This is a genomic window from Stenotrophomonas maltophilia group sp. msm1 (assembly GCF_032025805.1).
GTDB classification, from domain to species: Bacteria; Pseudomonadota; Gammaproteobacteria; order Xanthomonadales; family Xanthomonadaceae; genus Stenotrophomonas; species Stenotrophomonas hibiscicola.
The window spans coordinates 1,031,083-1,045,895 of the sequence record NZ_JAVSKH010000002.1 but is presented as its reverse complement, the minus strand read 5'-3'; the positions used below and the strand labels follow the sequence as shown (position 1 = coordinate 1,045,895).

The 14,813-nt window shown below is 66.6% G+C and carries 16 protein-coding genes and 2 pseudogenes; 4 read left to right on the top strand and 14 right to left on the bottom strand.

Translation table 11 applies throughout. The features are described from left to right. Positions 1–32: 32 nt before the first annotated feature. The 11 genes from ROV95_RS12495 to moaA form a co-directional block, all read right to left on the bottom strand. On the bottom strand, positions 33–701 hold the full coding sequence (locus ROV95_RS12495) for an ATP-binding cassette domain-containing protein (RefSeq protein WP_134729019.1): 669 nt from the start codon (positions 699–701) through the stop codon (positions 33–35). Further along, positions 691–1,374 carry a molybdate ABC transporter permease subunit gene (modB, locus tag ROV95_RS12490; RefSeq protein WP_021204216.1) on the bottom strand — a complete coding sequence of 228 codons (684 nt, stop codon included), beginning with the start codon at positions 1,372–1,374 and terminating at the stop codon, positions 691–693. The genes ROV95_RS12495 and modB overlap by 11 nt, the downstream gene beginning before the upstream one ends. A gap of 3 nt (positions 1,375–1,377) precedes the next feature. After that, positions 1,378–2,121, bottom strand: coding sequence for a molybdate ABC transporter substrate-binding protein (gene modA / locus ROV95_RS12485; protein ID WP_312544639.1), 744 nt, complete (start codon positions 2,119–2,121; stop codon positions 1,378–1,380). Between the two features lie 23 nt (positions 2,122–2,144). Further along, positions 2,145–2,921: a helix-turn-helix domain-containing protein gene (locus ROV95_RS12480; protein ID WP_312544638.1), complete on the bottom strand. Its 777-nt coding sequence runs from the start codon at positions 2,919–2,921 to the stop codon at positions 2,145–2,147. 68 nt (positions 2,922–2,989) lie between these two features. Beyond that, positions 2,990–3,355 (bottom strand): hypothetical protein, encoded by a 366-nt coding sequence (locus ROV95_RS12475; protein WP_021204219.1) that lies wholly within the window; start codon positions 3,353–3,355, stop codon positions 2,990–2,992. Next, complete coding sequence (locus ROV95_RS12470; protein ID WP_058981727.1) at positions 3,352–3,894, bottom strand: molybdenum cofactor guanylyltransferase; 543 nt, start codon at positions 3,892–3,894, stop codon at positions 3,352–3,354. Before ROV95_RS12470 ends, ROV95_RS12475 begins: the two co-directional genes overlap by 4 nt. 108 nt (positions 3,895–4,002) lie before the next feature. Further along, positions 4,003–4,503, bottom strand: coding sequence for a molybdenum cofactor biosynthesis protein MoaE (locus tag ROV95_RS12465; RefSeq protein ID WP_155029682.1), 501 nt, complete (start codon positions 4,501–4,503; stop codon positions 4,003–4,005). A gap of 3 nt (positions 4,504–4,506) precedes the next feature. Further along, positions 4,507–4,767 carry a MoaD/ThiS family protein gene (locus ROV95_RS12460; protein ID WP_005413671.1) on the bottom strand — a complete coding sequence of 87 codons (261 nt, stop codon included), beginning with the start codon at positions 4,765–4,767 and terminating at the stop codon, positions 4,507–4,509. After that, positions 4,767–6,020, bottom strand: coding sequence for a gephyrin-like molybdotransferase Glp (gene glp / locus ROV95_RS12455; protein WP_312544636.1), 1,254 nt, complete (start codon positions 6,018–6,020; stop codon positions 4,767–4,769). Before glp ends, ROV95_RS12460 begins: the two co-directional genes overlap by 1 nt. After that, positions 6,020–7,015 carry a bifunctional molybdenum cofactor biosynthesis protein MoaC/MoaB gene (gene moaCB, locus ROV95_RS12450; protein ID WP_312545132.1) on the bottom strand — a complete coding sequence of 332 codons (996 nt, stop codon included), beginning with the start codon at positions 7,013–7,015 and terminating at the stop codon, positions 6,020–6,022. The genes glp and moaCB overlap by 1 nt, the downstream gene beginning before the upstream one ends. 8 nt (positions 7,016–7,023) lie before the next feature. Then, a complete protein-coding gene (gene moaA, locus ROV95_RS12445) occupies positions 7,024–8,004 on the bottom strand; it encodes a GTP 3',8-cyclase MoaA (protein WP_312544634.1) in 981 nt (326 codons plus the stop codon). A gap of 566 nt (positions 8,005–8,570) precedes the next feature. Here moaA and ROV95_RS12440 point away from each other — a divergent pair. Further along, complete coding sequence (locus ROV95_RS12440; protein WP_312544633.1) at positions 8,571–8,945, top strand: hypothetical protein; 375 nt, start codon at positions 8,571–8,573, stop codon at positions 8,943–8,945. 45 nt (positions 8,946–8,990) lie between these two features. Here ROV95_RS12440 and ROV95_RS12435 read toward each other — a convergent pair whose 3' ends face one another. Together ROV95_RS12435 and ROV95_RS12430 are read right to left on the bottom strand one after the other, a co-directional pair. Continuing rightward, positions 8,991–9,326 (bottom strand): hypothetical protein, encoded by a 336-nt coding sequence (locus ROV95_RS12435; protein WP_312544631.1) that lies wholly within the window; start codon positions 9,324–9,326, stop codon positions 8,991–8,993. Between the two features lie 750 nt (positions 9,327–10,076). Beyond that, positions 10,077–11,597: pseudogene (locus ROV95_RS12430) on the bottom strand (RHS repeat-associated core domain-containing protein); the annotation flags it as partial. On the opposite strand from ROV95_RS12430, the pseudogene ROV95_RS12425 reads away from it, so the two are divergent. Further along, a pseudogene (locus ROV95_RS12425) lies at positions 11,597–11,728 on the top strand (alpha/beta hydrolase); the annotation flags it as partial. The pseudogenes ROV95_RS12430 and ROV95_RS12425 sit on opposite strands and share 1 nt — an antisense overlap. Positions 11,729–11,763: 35 nt before the next feature. Here the strand turns inward: ROV95_RS12425 and ROV95_RS12420 are convergent. Further along, entirely contained in the window at positions 11,764–12,558 is a 795-nt protein-coding gene (locus ROV95_RS12420) for a helix-turn-helix transcriptional regulator (RefSeq protein WP_312545131.1), read from the bottom strand. Between the two features lie 70 nt (positions 12,559–12,628). Between ROV95_RS12420 and ROV95_RS12415 the strand changes: the two genes are divergently transcribed. Together ROV95_RS12415 and ROV95_RS12410 are read left to right on the top strand one after the other, a co-directional pair. Further along, the gene (locus tag ROV95_RS12415) at positions 12,629–14,599 is read left to right on the top strand and encodes an FUSC family protein (RefSeq protein WP_312544630.1); all 1,971 of its coding nucleotides are present in this window, start codon (positions 12,629–12,631) and stop codon (positions 14,597–14,599) included. Positions 14,600–14,603: 4 nt separating this feature from the next. Then, positions 14,604–14,813: a DUF1656 domain-containing protein gene (locus tag ROV95_RS12410; protein WP_155029689.1), complete on the top strand. Its 210-nt coding sequence runs from the start codon at positions 14,604–14,606 to the stop codon at positions 14,811–14,813.

Below are 14,813 nucleotides of genomic sequence, written 5' to 3'. Positions count from 1 at the left end.
GCCGAGCATGGGCTCGGCTCTACAGGTGCAGGTCAATCGCCGACGATCCGGCCGTCCACCACGCGCGCCACCTGCTGGCCGAACATGGCCACATCCTGCGGGTCATGGCTGATCAACAGCAACGGGATGCCGGTCCGGTCCAGCACCGTTTCCAGCTCCTGACGCAGGTGCTGGCGCAGGTCGTGGTCCAGTGCGGAGAACGGCTCATCCAGCAGCAGCGCCTGCGGCTGCGTCACCAGGGCGCGCGCCAATGCAGTGCGCTGGCGCTGGCCACCGGAGACCTGCGAGGGCAGCAGATCGCCCACCGTGTCGATGCGGAAGGCGTGCAACCACTGCTCCACGGCATCGAAACGCTGGCCGAGCCCCGGATTCAACCAGCCCTTCTGCAGCCCGAACGCCACGTTCTGGCGCACGCTCAGGTGCGGGAACAGCGCGTAGTCCTGGAACACATAGCCCAGCCGGCGGCGCTGCGGCGGCAGATCCACGCCGGTGGCCGCATCGAACAGGGTCTGCCCCTGCACGCGCACATGACCCTGGCCCGGCCGCAGCAGCCCGGCCACCGCCTTCAAGGTCAGGCTCTTGCCCGCGCCCGAGGGCCCGAACAACACCACTTGGCGCTGCGTGCACTGCAGCGATACATCCAGCACGAAATCCTGGCCGGCCGCCTGCAGGCGACGCTGCACCTGCAGGTCAAGCCACATCGCGCAGCTCCCGGCGACGCCCGCCCACCAGCCGCGCGGCCAGCAACAGGATCACGATGCAGACCACCGAGGTCAGGATCACCAGCGCATTGGCCTTGCCGTCCTGGCCGGCCTGCACCGCCTCGTAGATGGCGATCGACAGCGTCTGCGTGCGGCCCGGAATGCTGCCCGCCACCATCAGCGTGGCGCCGAACTCGCCCATCGCGCGCGCAAACGCCAGCAGCAGGCCGGCGAGGATGCCGCGCCAGGCCAGTGGCAGCGTGATGCGGAAGAAAACCGCCGCTTCGGATACACCCAGGGTGCGTGCGGCCTGCTCCAGCTGACCGTCCACTTCCTCGAACGCCGCGCGTGCCGGCTTGAACACCAGCGGCAGCGAGGCCACCGTCGCAGCAATCACGGCCGCCTGCCAGGTGAACACCAGGTTGATGCCGAACCACGACTGCAGCCACGCACCGATCGGACCATTGCGACCGATCAGCACCAGCAGGTAATACCCCAGCACCGTCGGCGGCAGCACCATCGGCAAGGTCAGCAGCGAATCCAGCAGCTCACGGCCGGGAAATCGCCGCCGCGCCAGCAATGCGCCCAGTGCCACGCCCAGCACCAGATTGATCGCGGTGGCCCAGCCGGCCACCTTCAGCGACAACCACAGTGCGCTCCAGTCCAGATCCATGCCTCAGGGCTTGCCGAACCCGTGCCTGGCCAGGATCGCCTGGCCTTGCGGCGAACGCACGAAGGCAGCGAAGCGCCTGGCCTCCACCGGCTGCGTACTGGCCTTGGTCACCGCCAGCGGATAGGCGATGCGCCCGGACACCGGCACCACGAACGCACGGCGCACCCGGTCGGGCATTGCCTGTGCATCGGTGGCATAGACGAAGCCGGCATCCACTTCACCGCGCGCCACGTAATCCAGCGACTGGCGCACGTTCTGCGTCGTGATGATCCTGCCCTGCACCGACGGCCACAGGCCCGCCGCTTCCAGCGCGCCTTTGCCATAGCGGCCGACCGGCACGCTGTCCGGGTTGCCCAGTGCGATGCGCTGCACACCGGCACCGGCCAGGTCCTTCAAGGTACGCGGCGCCGCCTTGGCCTGCGGCGGCACCACCACCCACAGCGCGTTCACCGCGAACACCTCGCGGGTGCCGGCCGCCAGCAGGTTCTGCTGCTGGGCCTGGTCCATCGTGGTTTCGTCGGCCGAGGCGAACACGTCCACCGGCGCACCGCGGCTGATCTGTTGCAGCAACACGCCGGACGCGGCGAAGTTGAAATCGACCCTGGTGCCCGGGTGCGCCTTCTCATAGGCATTGCCCAGTTCGCGGAAGCTCTCGGTCAGGCTCGATGCCGCCGACACCGTCAACTCGGCCGCCCAGGCCGGCACTGCAGCCAGCATTCCCAGCACCAACAGCCCCGCTCGCATCATGGGTCGGCCCCTCGCCTGCCTGATCAGTCCAGTCCGGATTCCCGAGCCACGGCCAGTTCCGCCAGCCGCTCGGGTTGCAGCAACAGCATCTCACGTTGGTTCACCGCAATCACACCCTCGTCGCTCAAGCGGCGCAGCACCCGGCTCACCGTCTCCGGCGCCATCCGCAGGTAGTTGGCAATCTCGGTGCGGGCCATGCTCAGGTTGAAACGGGTGGCGGAGAATCCGCGCCGGGCATAGCGCTCGGAAAGATCCAGCAGGAACGCCGCCATGCGCTCCTCGGTGCGATGGTTGGCAGCCAGCGTGGCCACCTTGCCGATCTCGGCACTGAGCAGGCTGAACAGCCGTGCCTGCAACCCCGGCATGCGGGTGGCCAGCAGGCTCAATCGCGGAAACGAGATCCGGCACAGGTAGACGGTGTCCAGGGCCAACGCATTGCAGGGGAAGCGCGCGCCGTGGATGGCATTGAGCCCGATCACCTCGCCGGGCAGGCTGAACCCCAGTACCTGCTCGTTGCCCTGGCTGTCATCGACGAAGGTCTTGACCATGCCCGCGCGGACCGCTGCGATCGAATCGAACGGATCGCCCGCACGGAAAATATAGTCTCCGGCCTGGAACGGGCCGACGTGGTCGACCAGCACATGAAGCTCGCCCAGCGCAGTCTTGTCGTAGCCCTGCGACATGCAGGCGTCCGAGAACGCACAGGTACTGCAGAAGTGCAGCGCGTCGCCGTCATCGGCCGCCGCCGGATTGGGCGTGGCCGGTCGGGACGCAGAGGGAGCGGAGGGGTTCAGGGGCATTGCAGCAACGCAGGAACGAAGGCCCCCATCATACGACAGCGCGCCACACGGCCCTGCGCACCATGCGCCTACTCCGGCGCAGGTTCAGCACGTCGCTGCGGGCCACGCTGCCGCATGCTGTCGCGCACGTCCACATCGAACTGCAGCTGCAACATGCTGTCGTCATCCAGGGCGATACCGAAGCCCAAGCCATCCCGGCAGGGCAACCGCCCCGCCAGCGACTCAACGGCTTGGCGCGGCAGTACCAACCGGCAGAATGTACCGCCATCGAGCAGCACCGCCTGATCGCCGGCATGCAGCGACAGCGCTACGCCCCAGCCGCCGCTGCCGCCGAAGCGGGTCAGGTTCTCGACCGACTCGCCGGCCAGCAAGCGTGCCAGCTCTTCCTCATCCACGCGCAGGCGCATCGATTGCTGTTGCAGCTGGACCTTCATGCTGTGATGGACTCCCACTCTGATGGCGTATTGCAGTTGAGCAGCAACGCCTGATCCTCGGGTGCCAATGGCAATCGGGTCACGCCCAGGCGTTCCTGCAGGGCGCGCAGTGAACGTCGCGCCATCGGATCATCAATCAAGTCCCGCAGCACGCGGCGGCAATGATCATCGATCTGCAGCCGCATCGGCAACGGTTCATCGTCGAATACCGTGCAGGCGCGCGCTTGATCGGCCTGCAGACGTAGCAACAGCGCGGGCGTCATCCGCGGCGTATCGACCGGCACCACCCAGGCCGGCCCGTCAGGCATCTGCATCGCCACGCTGTAGAGCCCGCCCAGCGGGCCGCAGCGTGCCACGCAGTCCGGCACGCCGCCGAACGCCGGGTAGTTGCCGCTCACCCATACCCGCCCGGCGCCCGCCTGCTTCAACACGCCGCGCATGTGTTCCAGCAGGGTGCGGCCCTGCCAGGGCAGCAGCGCCTTGTCGCGGCCCATCCGGCTGGACAGGCCACCGGCCAGCACGATGCCGTTGATGCTCATCGCAATAGGGCCACGCCATGCGTGGCTGCGTCGGCCGGATTCATCGGGGACGCCTCATCCACGCATGGCGTGGATCTACTGGTCCCGGCGCCCTCCCGAAGGGCGCGGTCAATGCCCATGGTCATGTGTGTGGTCGTGGGAGTGCGAAGCTTCGCTGTCCACATGGCACAGGCTGCAACCCTCGCTCCACTGGCTGTCGCCGTCCTCGTAATGCTCCTGCTTCCAGATCGGGCACTGGTGCTTCACCACCTCGATCAGCTGCCGGCACGCGCGGAACGCCTCGTCCCGGTGCGGACTGCCGGCAGCCACCACCACCGCCACATCGCCGATGCCGAGCCGGCCCTTGGCATGGGCCACATACAGCTTCAGCTTCGGCCCGAACGTGCCTTCGACCTCGGCCGCCAGGCGCTTGAACTCGTTCAATACCAGCGGCTCGAACAGGTCGTAGGTGATCCCGGTCACCCGCCGGCCCACATTGACGTCGCGCACCTTGCCGATGAACACATCGATGCCGCCGAAGCCCGGATCGGAGACCGCCGCGATGCCCTCGGCCGGATCGATCGCCGCCTGCGCGCGGTCCACCACCTTCGCAATGATCTTCCCGCTCATGACTCAGCCCCCGCTCACCGGCGGCAGGATCGCCACCCGCCCATCGTCGGGCAACGCCTCGTGGTCGCGCAGCACGCGTTGCTGGTCGGCGAACGCCGAGTAATCCAGCAGCCCGGCACGGAAACCCGGCCAACGCAGCGGCAGCAGCTCGCGCAGCGCCTGGCGCAGATCGGCCACGGTGCCGCCGGCCACCTCCACGGCAATCTCGCGGCTGGCATCCAGATCGGAGAACGCGCCGAACAACTGCAGATTTACCTGTCTCATCACGGCTCCTGGCTCGCCAGCTGAACCGGGTCCTGATGACCCCAGCCCTGCACACGCACCGGCGTGCCGGCAGGGGCCAGACCGCCCTCGCCTTCCAGCACCACCCAGGCGTTGGCCTGCAGCATGGACATCAACCGGAACGACTCCTGCCCGGCCAGCACGCGCGCACTCAGGCGACCCTGCGCATCCACTTCCACCCGCGCCCGCGCGTGGAAGCGCAGGCCGGGCGGCGTTCGCACGTCGGCCTGCAGCGGCAACGCCAGCACCGGCTCCGGTGCCAGCCCCAGCAGGCGGCGCAGCACTGGCTCGGCGAAGAAGCGCTGGCCCACGGCAGCGGAGACCGGATTGCCCGGCAGGCCGAAATACAGCGCGCCGTTGGGCAGCACCGCAAACAGCAACGGCTTGCCCGGCCGGATCGCCACCTTGTGGAACACGATGCGCGCACCCCGGCCGCGAAGCGCGTCGGGAATGAAATCGTAGCGGCCGGCCGACACCGCGCCTGTGCTGATCAACAGCTGCGCACCCGCGTCCAGCGCTTCATCCAGGACCGCGTTGAACGCCGCCACCTCATCGCCCACCGTGCCCTGCCAGACCACCTCGGCACCGGCGGCCTGCAGGCGGCCGACCAGATACGGCCGGTTGCTGTCACGAATCTGCCCGGATGCCAGCGTCTGCGCCGCCTCGGTCACCAGCTCCTTGCCGGTAGCAATCACCGCCGCCTTTGGCCGCGCCACCACCGCCACCTCGCCCACGCCGATGGCATGCAGCAGGGTGCGCGCGTTGATGTCCAGCACCTGCCCGGCCTGCAGCACGCGCTCGCCGTCGCTTACATCCTCGCCGCGCAGGCGCACGTTCTGGCCCGGCTTCACCAATGCCTTCAGGGCAATGCGGGTCGGGCGGCCATCCTCGCTGGCGAGGATCTCCACATTCTCGACCGGCACCACCGTATCCAGCCCGACCGGCATGCGCGCACCGGTCATGATTTCCCAGGCACCCTCGCCGCCGTCGGCACCGGCATCGCCGGCCGCCTGCCAACCCTGCACGGCAAATTCGGTACCGGCCTCGAACGTCGCGCCGTTGGCGCGCAGCGCGAAGCCGTCCATCGCCGAGTTGTCGAACGGCGGCAACGACTGCCCGCTGTGGATGTCACTGGCCAGGGTACGGCCGCTGGCCTCATGCAGCGGCAGATGCTCGGCCGGCAGCGGCGTGGCCGCGTCCAGCAGGTGCTGCAAGGCCTCGCTGTAGGCAATCATCAGTGGCCACCGCCATCGACCATCGCCAGGGCGTGGCCCAGTACCGGCGCCAGGATGTCCAGGCACTGCGCCGCCGCCTTCGGGCTGCCGGGCAATGCGAACACCAGCATGCTGCCTAGCTGCACCACCTCGGCGCGGCTCAGCCAGGCCATCGGCGTGTGCTGTGCACTGAGTGCCCGCACCATCTGCGCCAGGCCATGCACCGGCCGCGCATTCAACGAACGCAGCGCCTCCGGGGTCAGGTCACGCGGGCCCAGCCCGGTACCGCCGGTACACAGGCACAGGCGCACGCCCTCGGCGGCCAACGCCTGCAGGCGGCCCGCCAACGGCTCGATGCCATCGGGCAGCACTTCGGCGGCCACCACCTCGCCACCCAGCTTTTTCAGCCCAGTCACCAGGGTCGGGCCGGACACATCCTCATAACTGCCCTCGCTGGCGCGATCACTCAGTGTGATCACCGCGCAGGCCGCACCCTCCAACCCCTTTGGCGCACGCGGGTTGAAACGCTCACGCTCGGCCTCGTCCATGCCGTCCGGGTGCAGCCACACACCACGCTTGCCGCCTTCCTTGAACAGCAGGCGGATGCCTTCGATGCGCAGGGCCGGCTCCACTGGCTTGCTCAGGTCGTACAGGGTCAGCAGCGCCGCGTTGACGCCCGCCAGTGCCTCCATCTCCACGCCGGTGCGCGCCTCGCTGGCGCACTCGCACCACACGCGGATCGCCTGCCGCTCCGGCACCGGCGCACAGAACACCTGCACCAGCTCCAGCGGCAACGGATGGCACAGCGGCATCAGCATCGAGGCCATCTTCGCGCCCTGCAGGCCGGCTATCTCGGCCATCACCAGCGCATCGCCCTTGGGCAGGCGGCGCTCGACGATCAGCGGATAGGCCACTGGACCGGCATGCAGCTCGCCCACCGCCACCGCACGGCGGCGGCTGATGCGCTTGTTACGGACATCGGCCATGTGGAAGGCCGCATTCAATTCCCCACTCATCGTGTTGCTCATCCTCCGATCGAGGCCAGGTGCGGGGTCAGCCCGGTCTGGCCCTGGTGCAGTCCATGCCCGGCCGCTTTCAGGCCAAGCTGGGTGGTGATGCGTGCCAGCAGCGCGTCGTGGTCCTCGTCGCGCTGCAGCAGCTGGCGCAGCGGTACGCCGAACTCGCCGAACAGGCACAGCCGCAGGTCGCCCTTGGCGGTCACCCGCAGGCGGTTGCAGCCCTTGCAGAAGTCACGCGAATACGGCGCGATGATGCCGATGCTGCCGCGATGGTCAGGGTGGCTGAACTCGCGCGCCGGGCCGGCATCGGCGGCGCGCGGGCGCTCGTGCCAGCCAGCGGCCAGCAGCTGCTCGATCACCACGTCGGCGCGCAGGTGGTGGCGCTGGAAATAGGCTTCGTTGTCGCCGGTGCGCATCAGTTCAATGAAGCGCACGCTGAAGGGGCGATCACGCAGGTAATCCATCCACTGCGGCAGCTCGTCGTCGTTCAGGCCACGCAGCAGCACCGCGTTGAGCTTGATCGCCGGCAGGCCCAACGCCTGCGCCAGGGCCAGGCCCTGCTGGATCTCCGGCAGGCGGTCGTGCCCGGTGATGGCGTGGAAACGCTCGCGTTGCAGGCTGTCCATGCTCACGTTCAGCGCGGTCAGGCCGGCCCGGTGCCAGCCCGGCAGGCGCCGCGGCAGCAGCGTGCCATTGGTGGTGATGGCCACCTTGCGGATGCCCGGAACCGCCGCCACGATGGCGATGATCTCGTCCAGATCCTTGCGCAGGCTGGGCTCGCCGCCGGTCAGGCGGATCTTGCTCATGCCCAGCGCCGCAAAGGCCCGCACCAGGCGGCCGATCTCCTCCACCTGCAGGAAACGCGGGTGGCCATCGGCCTGGTAACCGTCGGGCAGGCAGTAGCTGCACCGGAAGTTGCAGGCTTCGGTGAGCGACAAGCGCAGGTACGGAAAGCTGCGTCCGAAGCTGTCGGTGAGTTGGCTCATGGCTGTTCCGCCTCCTGGTACCACCCTGCAGCCCTGCCCCTGAACGGGTTGTCGACCCCAGCCCGCAGAGTGCGCTGGGGCGTTGAAAGCGTCAACCCGGGAGGCACGCAGCCTGAATTGGCGCCGCCTGTCGTGATAGGCCCGCCCCGCCCGTCCCGTTCGCCGTGACAACCTCGACACCTGTCGCAGATTGCACGTTGCGGGCGGATCACTACGCCAGCCAGCACTGGCGGGGCTTAACAGCGTAGGACAATGTCAAAAGCGTCTCCAATCGAGTGATGTTTACAACTCTTCTGATTGGCATTGCACAGCGCCAGGGGCTCAGATGGCGTGCCACCGGAAAAAGGGTGGCCGGGTTTCGAATCCCGAGTTGGTCCTGAGTGATTGCGCTTGCCAGTCGGCGTCCACATTCCGTGGCGCCGGCTGGCAATCCGTCTGCCGGCTATGGCGGGCGGTGCGTGGGGGCGTTCGCGCCCACCGGCTTGGGACCAACCCGGATTCGAACCATGCACCGCCCGCCACTTTTATGGGTGGCGGCTACCGATTGCCTCGCACGGAGCCTTGCCATGAACGAATCGGACTTCCCGCATCTACACGCCTACCGCAGCACCGCCGGCGACGACGGTTCGCCACAGGCTGCGCCAACAGTGGACAGGAACACCTTCATTGCCAATCTCCACCGCATCGGCTCCGGTGCGGCGGCCGATGGGCAACCGTGGCCGGAGCGTCACCCGCTGCCCGGCCGCTGCCTCGCCCTGGCCGACGCCGATTGCGCGTTGACCGGGTTGCGGGTGGTGCTGGAAATGCTGCTGGCGGCGGAGCGCACCCGCCAGAACGGCGAACCGGAAGAGTACGTGGGCGACCGGGTGATGGAGGGGTTGGTCATGGCCTGCCAGTCGTTGTGCGCGCAGGCGGTGGGGCGGTTGCAGCCCGAAGGGTGAAGGGCATGCGCAACGCCCTTCAGCGAGGACCGCTTTCAGCAGGCGTCAGTGCTCGCTGAAAGCGCTCCTCAGATCGACCCCGATGATCGGTGAGAAGTCCACTTTGCACAGCTCCAGCACGAAGAGCTGATCGTGATTGCCCAGGCACAGGGTGACTCTCACCGGCACGCCGTCGGCATCGGCAAGCATTGCAGTGGCAATGTCGCTTCCGAAGACCTGGGTCGTGCTGGACAGGAACACCACGCCTCCGAATCCGACGACCTCCACGTCCTCCACCTGGGCGAGCGCCAGATCCTTCAACAACCGTTCGGACAGCTCGTTCGTCTCGGGCAGCAGCCTGTGGATGAGGGAGACCTCGTCGGGGGTGAGGAATCTGGGCACGGGATGTCCTTCAGAGCACTGCATCCAGCCTCCCCCGCAAAGACTACTGTGAGTAATTGACTTCTTTAGTGACATTTCCACTTCGGTCGTACCATCGCCACACACCGGCCTTATGCCCATTCTTAAACTGTCCACGCATACGAATATACCCATCATCTGCGGCGACAAATGGACCATCAGCAATCTCGCACCCCTTCAAAGAGCCCGCTTTTCCCCACGGCTCGGTCTTCAGTCGAGCGGGCTCAACACATTCTATCCGCTCATCGTCGAACGAATTCGTCGTTGCGCCCTGCTTCTGATCCGCACATGCCGAAGAAAGTGACGCCAGCAGGACGCATGTCATGTATCTCTTCATACCTACCTCAGCCCAGGAACCTTCGAGTTGAGCAATCGTTTGTTCTGCTCTTGCTGCAGTTCGACTGTACTAGCATTCCAAAGTGTCTTGGCTACAAATGATTGGCAATGGTTGGCAGGCCCCCACCTACCAAGTGATCTCCCTATCTGAAGCTGGGAATTGACTCTCGCTTCGTCGACATTTTTAACCACTTTGCATGATGCTCCAGGCTCATTGCTACGACCGACATGGTTGGTAACCTGCACGGGATCGCCCGGCATGTCTCCACTGTCGTTACCAGGTACGTTTCCACGAGTGCCACCCATGCCTGCCTCAACTGTATCCGTACGAATCCATTGGTGATCAATTGGATTGTTGGATACTCCAAAGGCCGGCTGACTACATACAAGTACTTCCAAGCCCTCAGGGTCAATCCAACTCATCGGATTTCCCATCACGTAGCCAAAGGTATTTGGCCCCGCTGCGAGCCCAATCGGATCACTCTGCGAATAACGACCCACCGCAGGGTCATACTCCCGCTGGTAGTTGTAGAACAGCCCACTCGCATCCGTCGCCTGCTGGCCCGGGAAGCGCAGCGCCAGTTCGAACGCCACACCATCCCCGTCCGGGTCTGCACTCGGAATCTGGTTGCCGAACACCTCGCTCTTGTTGCTCCACTCCCAGATCGCGACATTCCGTACCGGATCGATCACCACGCGCGGTGTGCCCAGGTGATCCGGCTGCACGTAGGCCAGTTCCGGCACGCCGGTGGCCGGCATGTTGATCAACGCCACCGGGTAGTTGTCCAGCCAGATGGCCTGCTGCTGCGCCTGGCCCGTGGCCGAGTAGTTGCCCAGCCACTGCCCTGCTTCGTCGTACAAGGTGATCTGCGCTGCGCCACCGGCCGGGGTACGCAGTACGCGCTCACCGCGATGGTTGTAGGCGTAGCTTTCCAGTACAGCATCGCCCTGCTTCACTGCGTTCATGCGGTTGGCATCGTTGTAGGTGAACGTCTTGCCGCCGATGCTGGTGGTGTTGCCCACCGCGTCATGGTTGCGCGACTCGCCATCCACCGCAGTCAGGCGATGGCTGGTTGCGGGATAGGTGTAGCTGGCCGTGCCTGCCGAGGTGGTCAGCGCGGTGCGATTGCCGGTGGCGTCATACGCATAGGTTTCAATCGGGGTGCCGGTCGTGCCGTCCTGGGTCTGGGTCAGGCGGCCCAGCGTGTCGTAGGCGTACTTGGCCAGCACCGTCGAGCCTGCGCCATTCTTCAGCTCAGTGATCGAGCCGACCGGATCATAGCCATAGCCCAGCGACAGGCCGCCTGCAGCCGGGTCATGCACCGCCTGCGGGCGATAATCCAGATCCAACGGACGCTGCAGCTGGCGGCCGTTGCCGTAGGCCCAACCGGTCGCCGGGCCGAAAGCCGCGTAGGTCAGGTTGTTCACCACGATCTGGCGGGCCTGGCCGGGGCGGGTCAGGCCGATCTGGCTGATGCGGCCCTGGGTATCGCGGACGTAGTCGGCCACGCTGCCGTCGGGGTAGGTCAACGCAGTCAGGCGGCCCGACTTGCTATAGGCGTAGCGCAGCGTGCTGGCAACGCCGTTGACGGTCTGTACCTTGCGGGTGACCTGGCCGAAACGGTCATAGCAGTACTGGGTACTGCCATTGGCGTGCAGCACCTGCCCCAGCCGTCCCTTGGCGAAGCGCTCGTCGGCGGCACAGGCGGCAGGCGCCACGTCATAGCTGTAGCCCGCGTCCAGATTGGGATCCGGGTAGGCGATGCCGATCAGGCGGTTGAGTGCATCGTAGTGATAGGTGGCGGTGACGCCACGCGCATCGGTAGCCGTCTTGCGGTTGCCGGCGGCATCCACGGTGAAGCTGCTGGCACCGCTGTCCGGGCTGACTTGCCCGGTCAGATCACCGAAACCGTTGTAGACATAGCCTGCTCTTCTCGGGATTCACGCGCGGCTCGCATCGCTACCTGGCGACCGGGCACACCCTCCAGCGCGAGGATCCTGCTGCAGTGGTGGCCGCGATTCAATCCGTCTCCGGCACTTTGAAGTAGCCGTTCCAGGCAATGGCTTTCCGGGTTGTTCCCTGCTACTGCCCACGCAGGCGCACCGCAAAGTACCGCGCCGGGGAAAGGCCAAGCGCCTTCCTGAACATCGTGATGAAGGCCGTCACCGACTCATAGCCCAGCGTCTCGGAAACGCGTTGTACCGGTGCGCCCGCGGCGAGTTCACGAATGGCGATGAGCAGGTGCAGCTGCTGCCGCCAGCGTCCGAAGGACAGTCCCGTTTCCCGTTCGATGAGGCGGGTCAACGTGCGCTCGCCCAGGGCCAGGCGCACAGCCCACTGGCTGATGGTGCTGCGGTCTGCCGGATCCGCCGACAGCGCCGCCGCCAGCGCACGCACCTTCGGGTGATGGCTGACCGGCAGCGACAGATGCTCGGCCGGCATCTGTACCAGCTCGTCCAGCAACACCCGCGCCAGCCGGTCGGTGTGGCTGCCATGCGGATAGTCCAGCGGCGCGTCGGCCAGGTGCAGGATCATCTCGCGCAGCATCGGCGAGATGGCCAGCGTCACGCACTGCGCCGGCAGGTCGACGATGCCGGGCTCGACGAATAGATAGCACAGGCGCGCGTTGGCGGTGGCGCGGTTGCTGTGCGGCATGCCGCCCGGAATCCAGACGCCACACTGGGGCGGCACGATCCACAGCGCATTGGCCACTTCGCAGGTCACCGCCCCATGCAGCGCAAGAATGAGCTGGCCCTTTCGATGCTCATGCACCGGAATTTCCGCGTCGTGCTCGGCCACCTGCAGGCGGCTGGCAACCGCCGGGCGATCGGTCTCGTCCGGGTCCAGGTCAAAGCCGGGGAGCGAAATGCGAGCCATTCTCATATTGACCGGTTTTCGCGATTGATTGTCATTGTAGCGAAATTCGCCAGTGCGGCCGATCACTAGCATGAGCCGCATGCACTCCCCCACTCCTGCCCGTCCCCACGTGTTCCAGGCATTCGCCCAGTTGAAAAGCCCTGCCCTCAGGACCGATCAGGAGGCGGTGCTCTTCTCGCTCAAATGCCTGCTCGCCGCGTCGCTGGGGCTGTATGTCTCTCTGCGGATCGGCCTGAATCGCCCGTTCTGGGTGATCGGCACGGTCTATCTGGTGTCGCAGCCCCTTTCCGGGGCAACACTGAGCCGCGGCCTGTTTCGCCTGCTCGGTACCGTGGGCGGGGCCGTCGCCACCGTCGCGCTGGTGCCACGCTTCGCCAATGCACCCCTGGTGCTGAGCGCCGCGCTCGCCACCTGGATGTCGCTTTGCCTGTATCTGGCAATGCTCGACCGCACGCCGCGTGCCTATGCGTTCCTGCTGGCCGGCTATACCACCAGCCTGATCGGCTTTCCTGCGGTGATGGTGCCGGGAGACGTGTTCACCATTGCCATCACGCGGGTGCAGGAAATTGCCATCGGCATCCTGGCCGCAACGCTGGTACACGCGCTGGTGCTGCCGCGCCGGGTCTCGATGCGCGTGCACGCACGGGTCGCTGCCGTGCTGGATGACGCGGAACGATGGACACGGGACATGCGCGCCGGCGCATCGGACACGGTGCTGGCGACGGACCGCTCGAAAGTGGCGGCCGACCTGCTCGAGCTGCATGTGCTGTCGATCCACCTGCCCTTCGACAGCGCCCACGGCGTGGCCCAGGTGCAGATCCTGCGCGCCCTGCATGACCGGATGCTGGATGTACTGATGCTCTCCAGCGCGGTGGAAGATTCCATCGCACGGCTGCGCTCATCACAGGCCAGCGCCATGGATTCGCCTGGCTGGCGCGAGCTCATGCAGACCGGCCTCGCCGCGCAACAGGCCGAGCTCGACCTCGCCCACGCCGATTGCCGCGTACTGCAAGCGGAGCTGCACACTGCCCGGCCCGACTGGCGCCGGCATGTACCTGCCCGCCTTGCACGACATGTGCAGGGTGCGGTACTTCACCGGGATCATCGGCTTGCCCTGCGCAGCGCGCTGGGCGCGTTCGTCGGCATCCTGCTGAGCTGCGTTCTATGGATCGCTACCGGCTGGTCGGAGGGCGCCACGGCGGTGTCCATCATCGGCACGGCGTGCGTGCTGTTCGGCACGATCGAAGCGCCGGCACCGCATGTCATGCGCTACCTGGTGGGATCGTGCATCGGCGTGGCCGTCGGCCTGCTCTACGGTCTGCTGATCTTCCCCGCGTTGTCCGATATCACCGGCCTGATTGCCGCGCTCGCGCCGGTGCTGCTGCTGTGCGGATCGTTCCTGGCCCGGCCGCCATTCACCATGGCTGCCTTGGGCGTGGTGCTGACGTTTCCGCTCATTGCCAGCCTGGGCGCGACCAATACGACCAACATCGTCGGCGCGCTCAACAACAGCGTTGCGTTGTTCATCGGTACGACGGTGGCACTGTGCAGCATGCAGCTGTTCCAGACCGCCGATGCGGGCCGCAACCGCGCTCGGCTGGAGCGGTCGATCCGTCGGGACATCACACGCTACGCCGCCGGACAAGGCGGTGCGAGCCGCGCGTGGCTCAGCCGCATGCTGGATCGAATAGGGCTGCTCGCTCCCAGGCTGCAGGGCCGTTCCAGCGCCGCGCACGACCTGCGGGCATTGTTTGCGGACGTGCGTGCGGCACGAGCATCCAGCCAACTCCGCGCGCTGGAAAAGCGGCTGCACAACCCGCAGGTTCGGACGCTTCATGCGGCGCTGGTCGAACGCATCGCTGCACATTTCGGGGTTCGCGTCCACTCGGCACGCAGTGTCGACATCCATCTTCTGGTACTGCTGGACCGCATGCGCGAGGTAGCTGCGGCCAGCAGCGGGGTCGATCGAGAGCATCTGCTGCACCTGCTCTGCGGGTTGCGCTGCGACCTGCTCGTACCTCCGCTCACCCACCGGCGCTGACCTCATGCTTCCTGATCTTTCCATTGATGGCGTGCTGATCCCCGGCCTGCTTGCGGTGGCCGCCGCCGCGCTGGTGCTGTCGATGCTGACCTCACGTCTGCTCGCCAGCCTCGGCCTGTACCGGTTGTTCGCCGCGCGGCCGCTGGTGGGCCTGTCCCTGTTCGTGATCCTGGCGGAGCTGATGATCCGGCTCGCGCCCCTGCTCGGGAAATGA

Coding starts and splice junctions, on each gene's coding strand:
- ROV95_RS12440 (WP_312544633.1), top strand. CDS start 8,571: ATGAACGAATCGGACTTCCCGCATCTACACGCCTACCGCAGCACCGCC.
- moaCB (WP_312545132.1), bottom strand. CDS start 7,015: ATGAGTGGGGAATTGAATGCGGCCTTCCACATGGCCGATGTCCGTAAC.
- modB (WP_021204216.1), bottom strand. CDS start 1,374: ATGGATCTGGACTGGAGCGCACTGTGGTTGTCGCTGAAGGTGGCCGGC.
- moaA (WP_312544634.1), bottom strand. CDS start 8,004: ATGAGCCAACTCACCGACAGCTTCGGACGCAGCTTTCCGTACCTGCGC.
- ROV95_RS12420 (WP_312545131.1), bottom strand. CDS start 12,558: ATGGCTCGCATTTCGCTCCCCGGCTTTGACCTGGACCCGGACGAGACC.
- ROV95_RS12475 (WP_021204219.1), bottom strand. CDS start 3,355: ATGAAGGTCCAGCTGCAACAGCAATCGATGCGCCTGCGCGTGGATGAG.
- ROV95_RS12495 (WP_134729019.1), bottom strand. CDS start 701: ATGTGGCTTGACCTGCAGGTGCAGCGTCGCCTGCAGGCGGCCGGCCAG.
- glp (WP_312544636.1), bottom strand. CDS start 6,020: ATGATTGCCTACAGCGAGGCCTTGCAGCACCTGCTGGACGCGGCCACG.
- ROV95_RS12415 (WP_312544630.1), top strand. CDS start 12,629: ATGAGCCGCATGCACTCCCCCACTCCTGCCCGTCCCCACGTGTTCCAG.
- modA (WP_312544639.1), bottom strand. CDS start 2,121: ATGATGCGAGCGGGGCTGTTGGTGCTGGGAATGCTGGCTGCAGTGCCG.
- ROV95_RS12460 (WP_005413671.1), bottom strand. CDS start 4,767: ATGAGACAGGTAAATCTGCAGTTGTTCGGCGCGTTCTCCGATCTGGAT.
- ROV95_RS12470 (WP_058981727.1), bottom strand. CDS start 3,894: ATGAGCATCAACGGCATCGTGCTGGCCGGTGGCCTGTCCAGCCGGATG.
- ROV95_RS12410 (WP_155029689.1), top strand. CDS start 14,604: ATGCTTCCTGATCTTTCCATTGATGGCGTGCTGATCCCCGGCCTGCTT.
- ROV95_RS12465 (WP_155029682.1), bottom strand. CDS start 4,503: ATGAGCGGGAAGATCATTGCGAAGGTGGTGGACCGCGCGCAGGCGGCG.
- ROV95_RS12480 (WP_312544638.1), bottom strand. CDS start 2,921: ATGCCCCTGAACCCCTCCGCTCCCTCTGCGTCCCGACCGGCCACGCCC.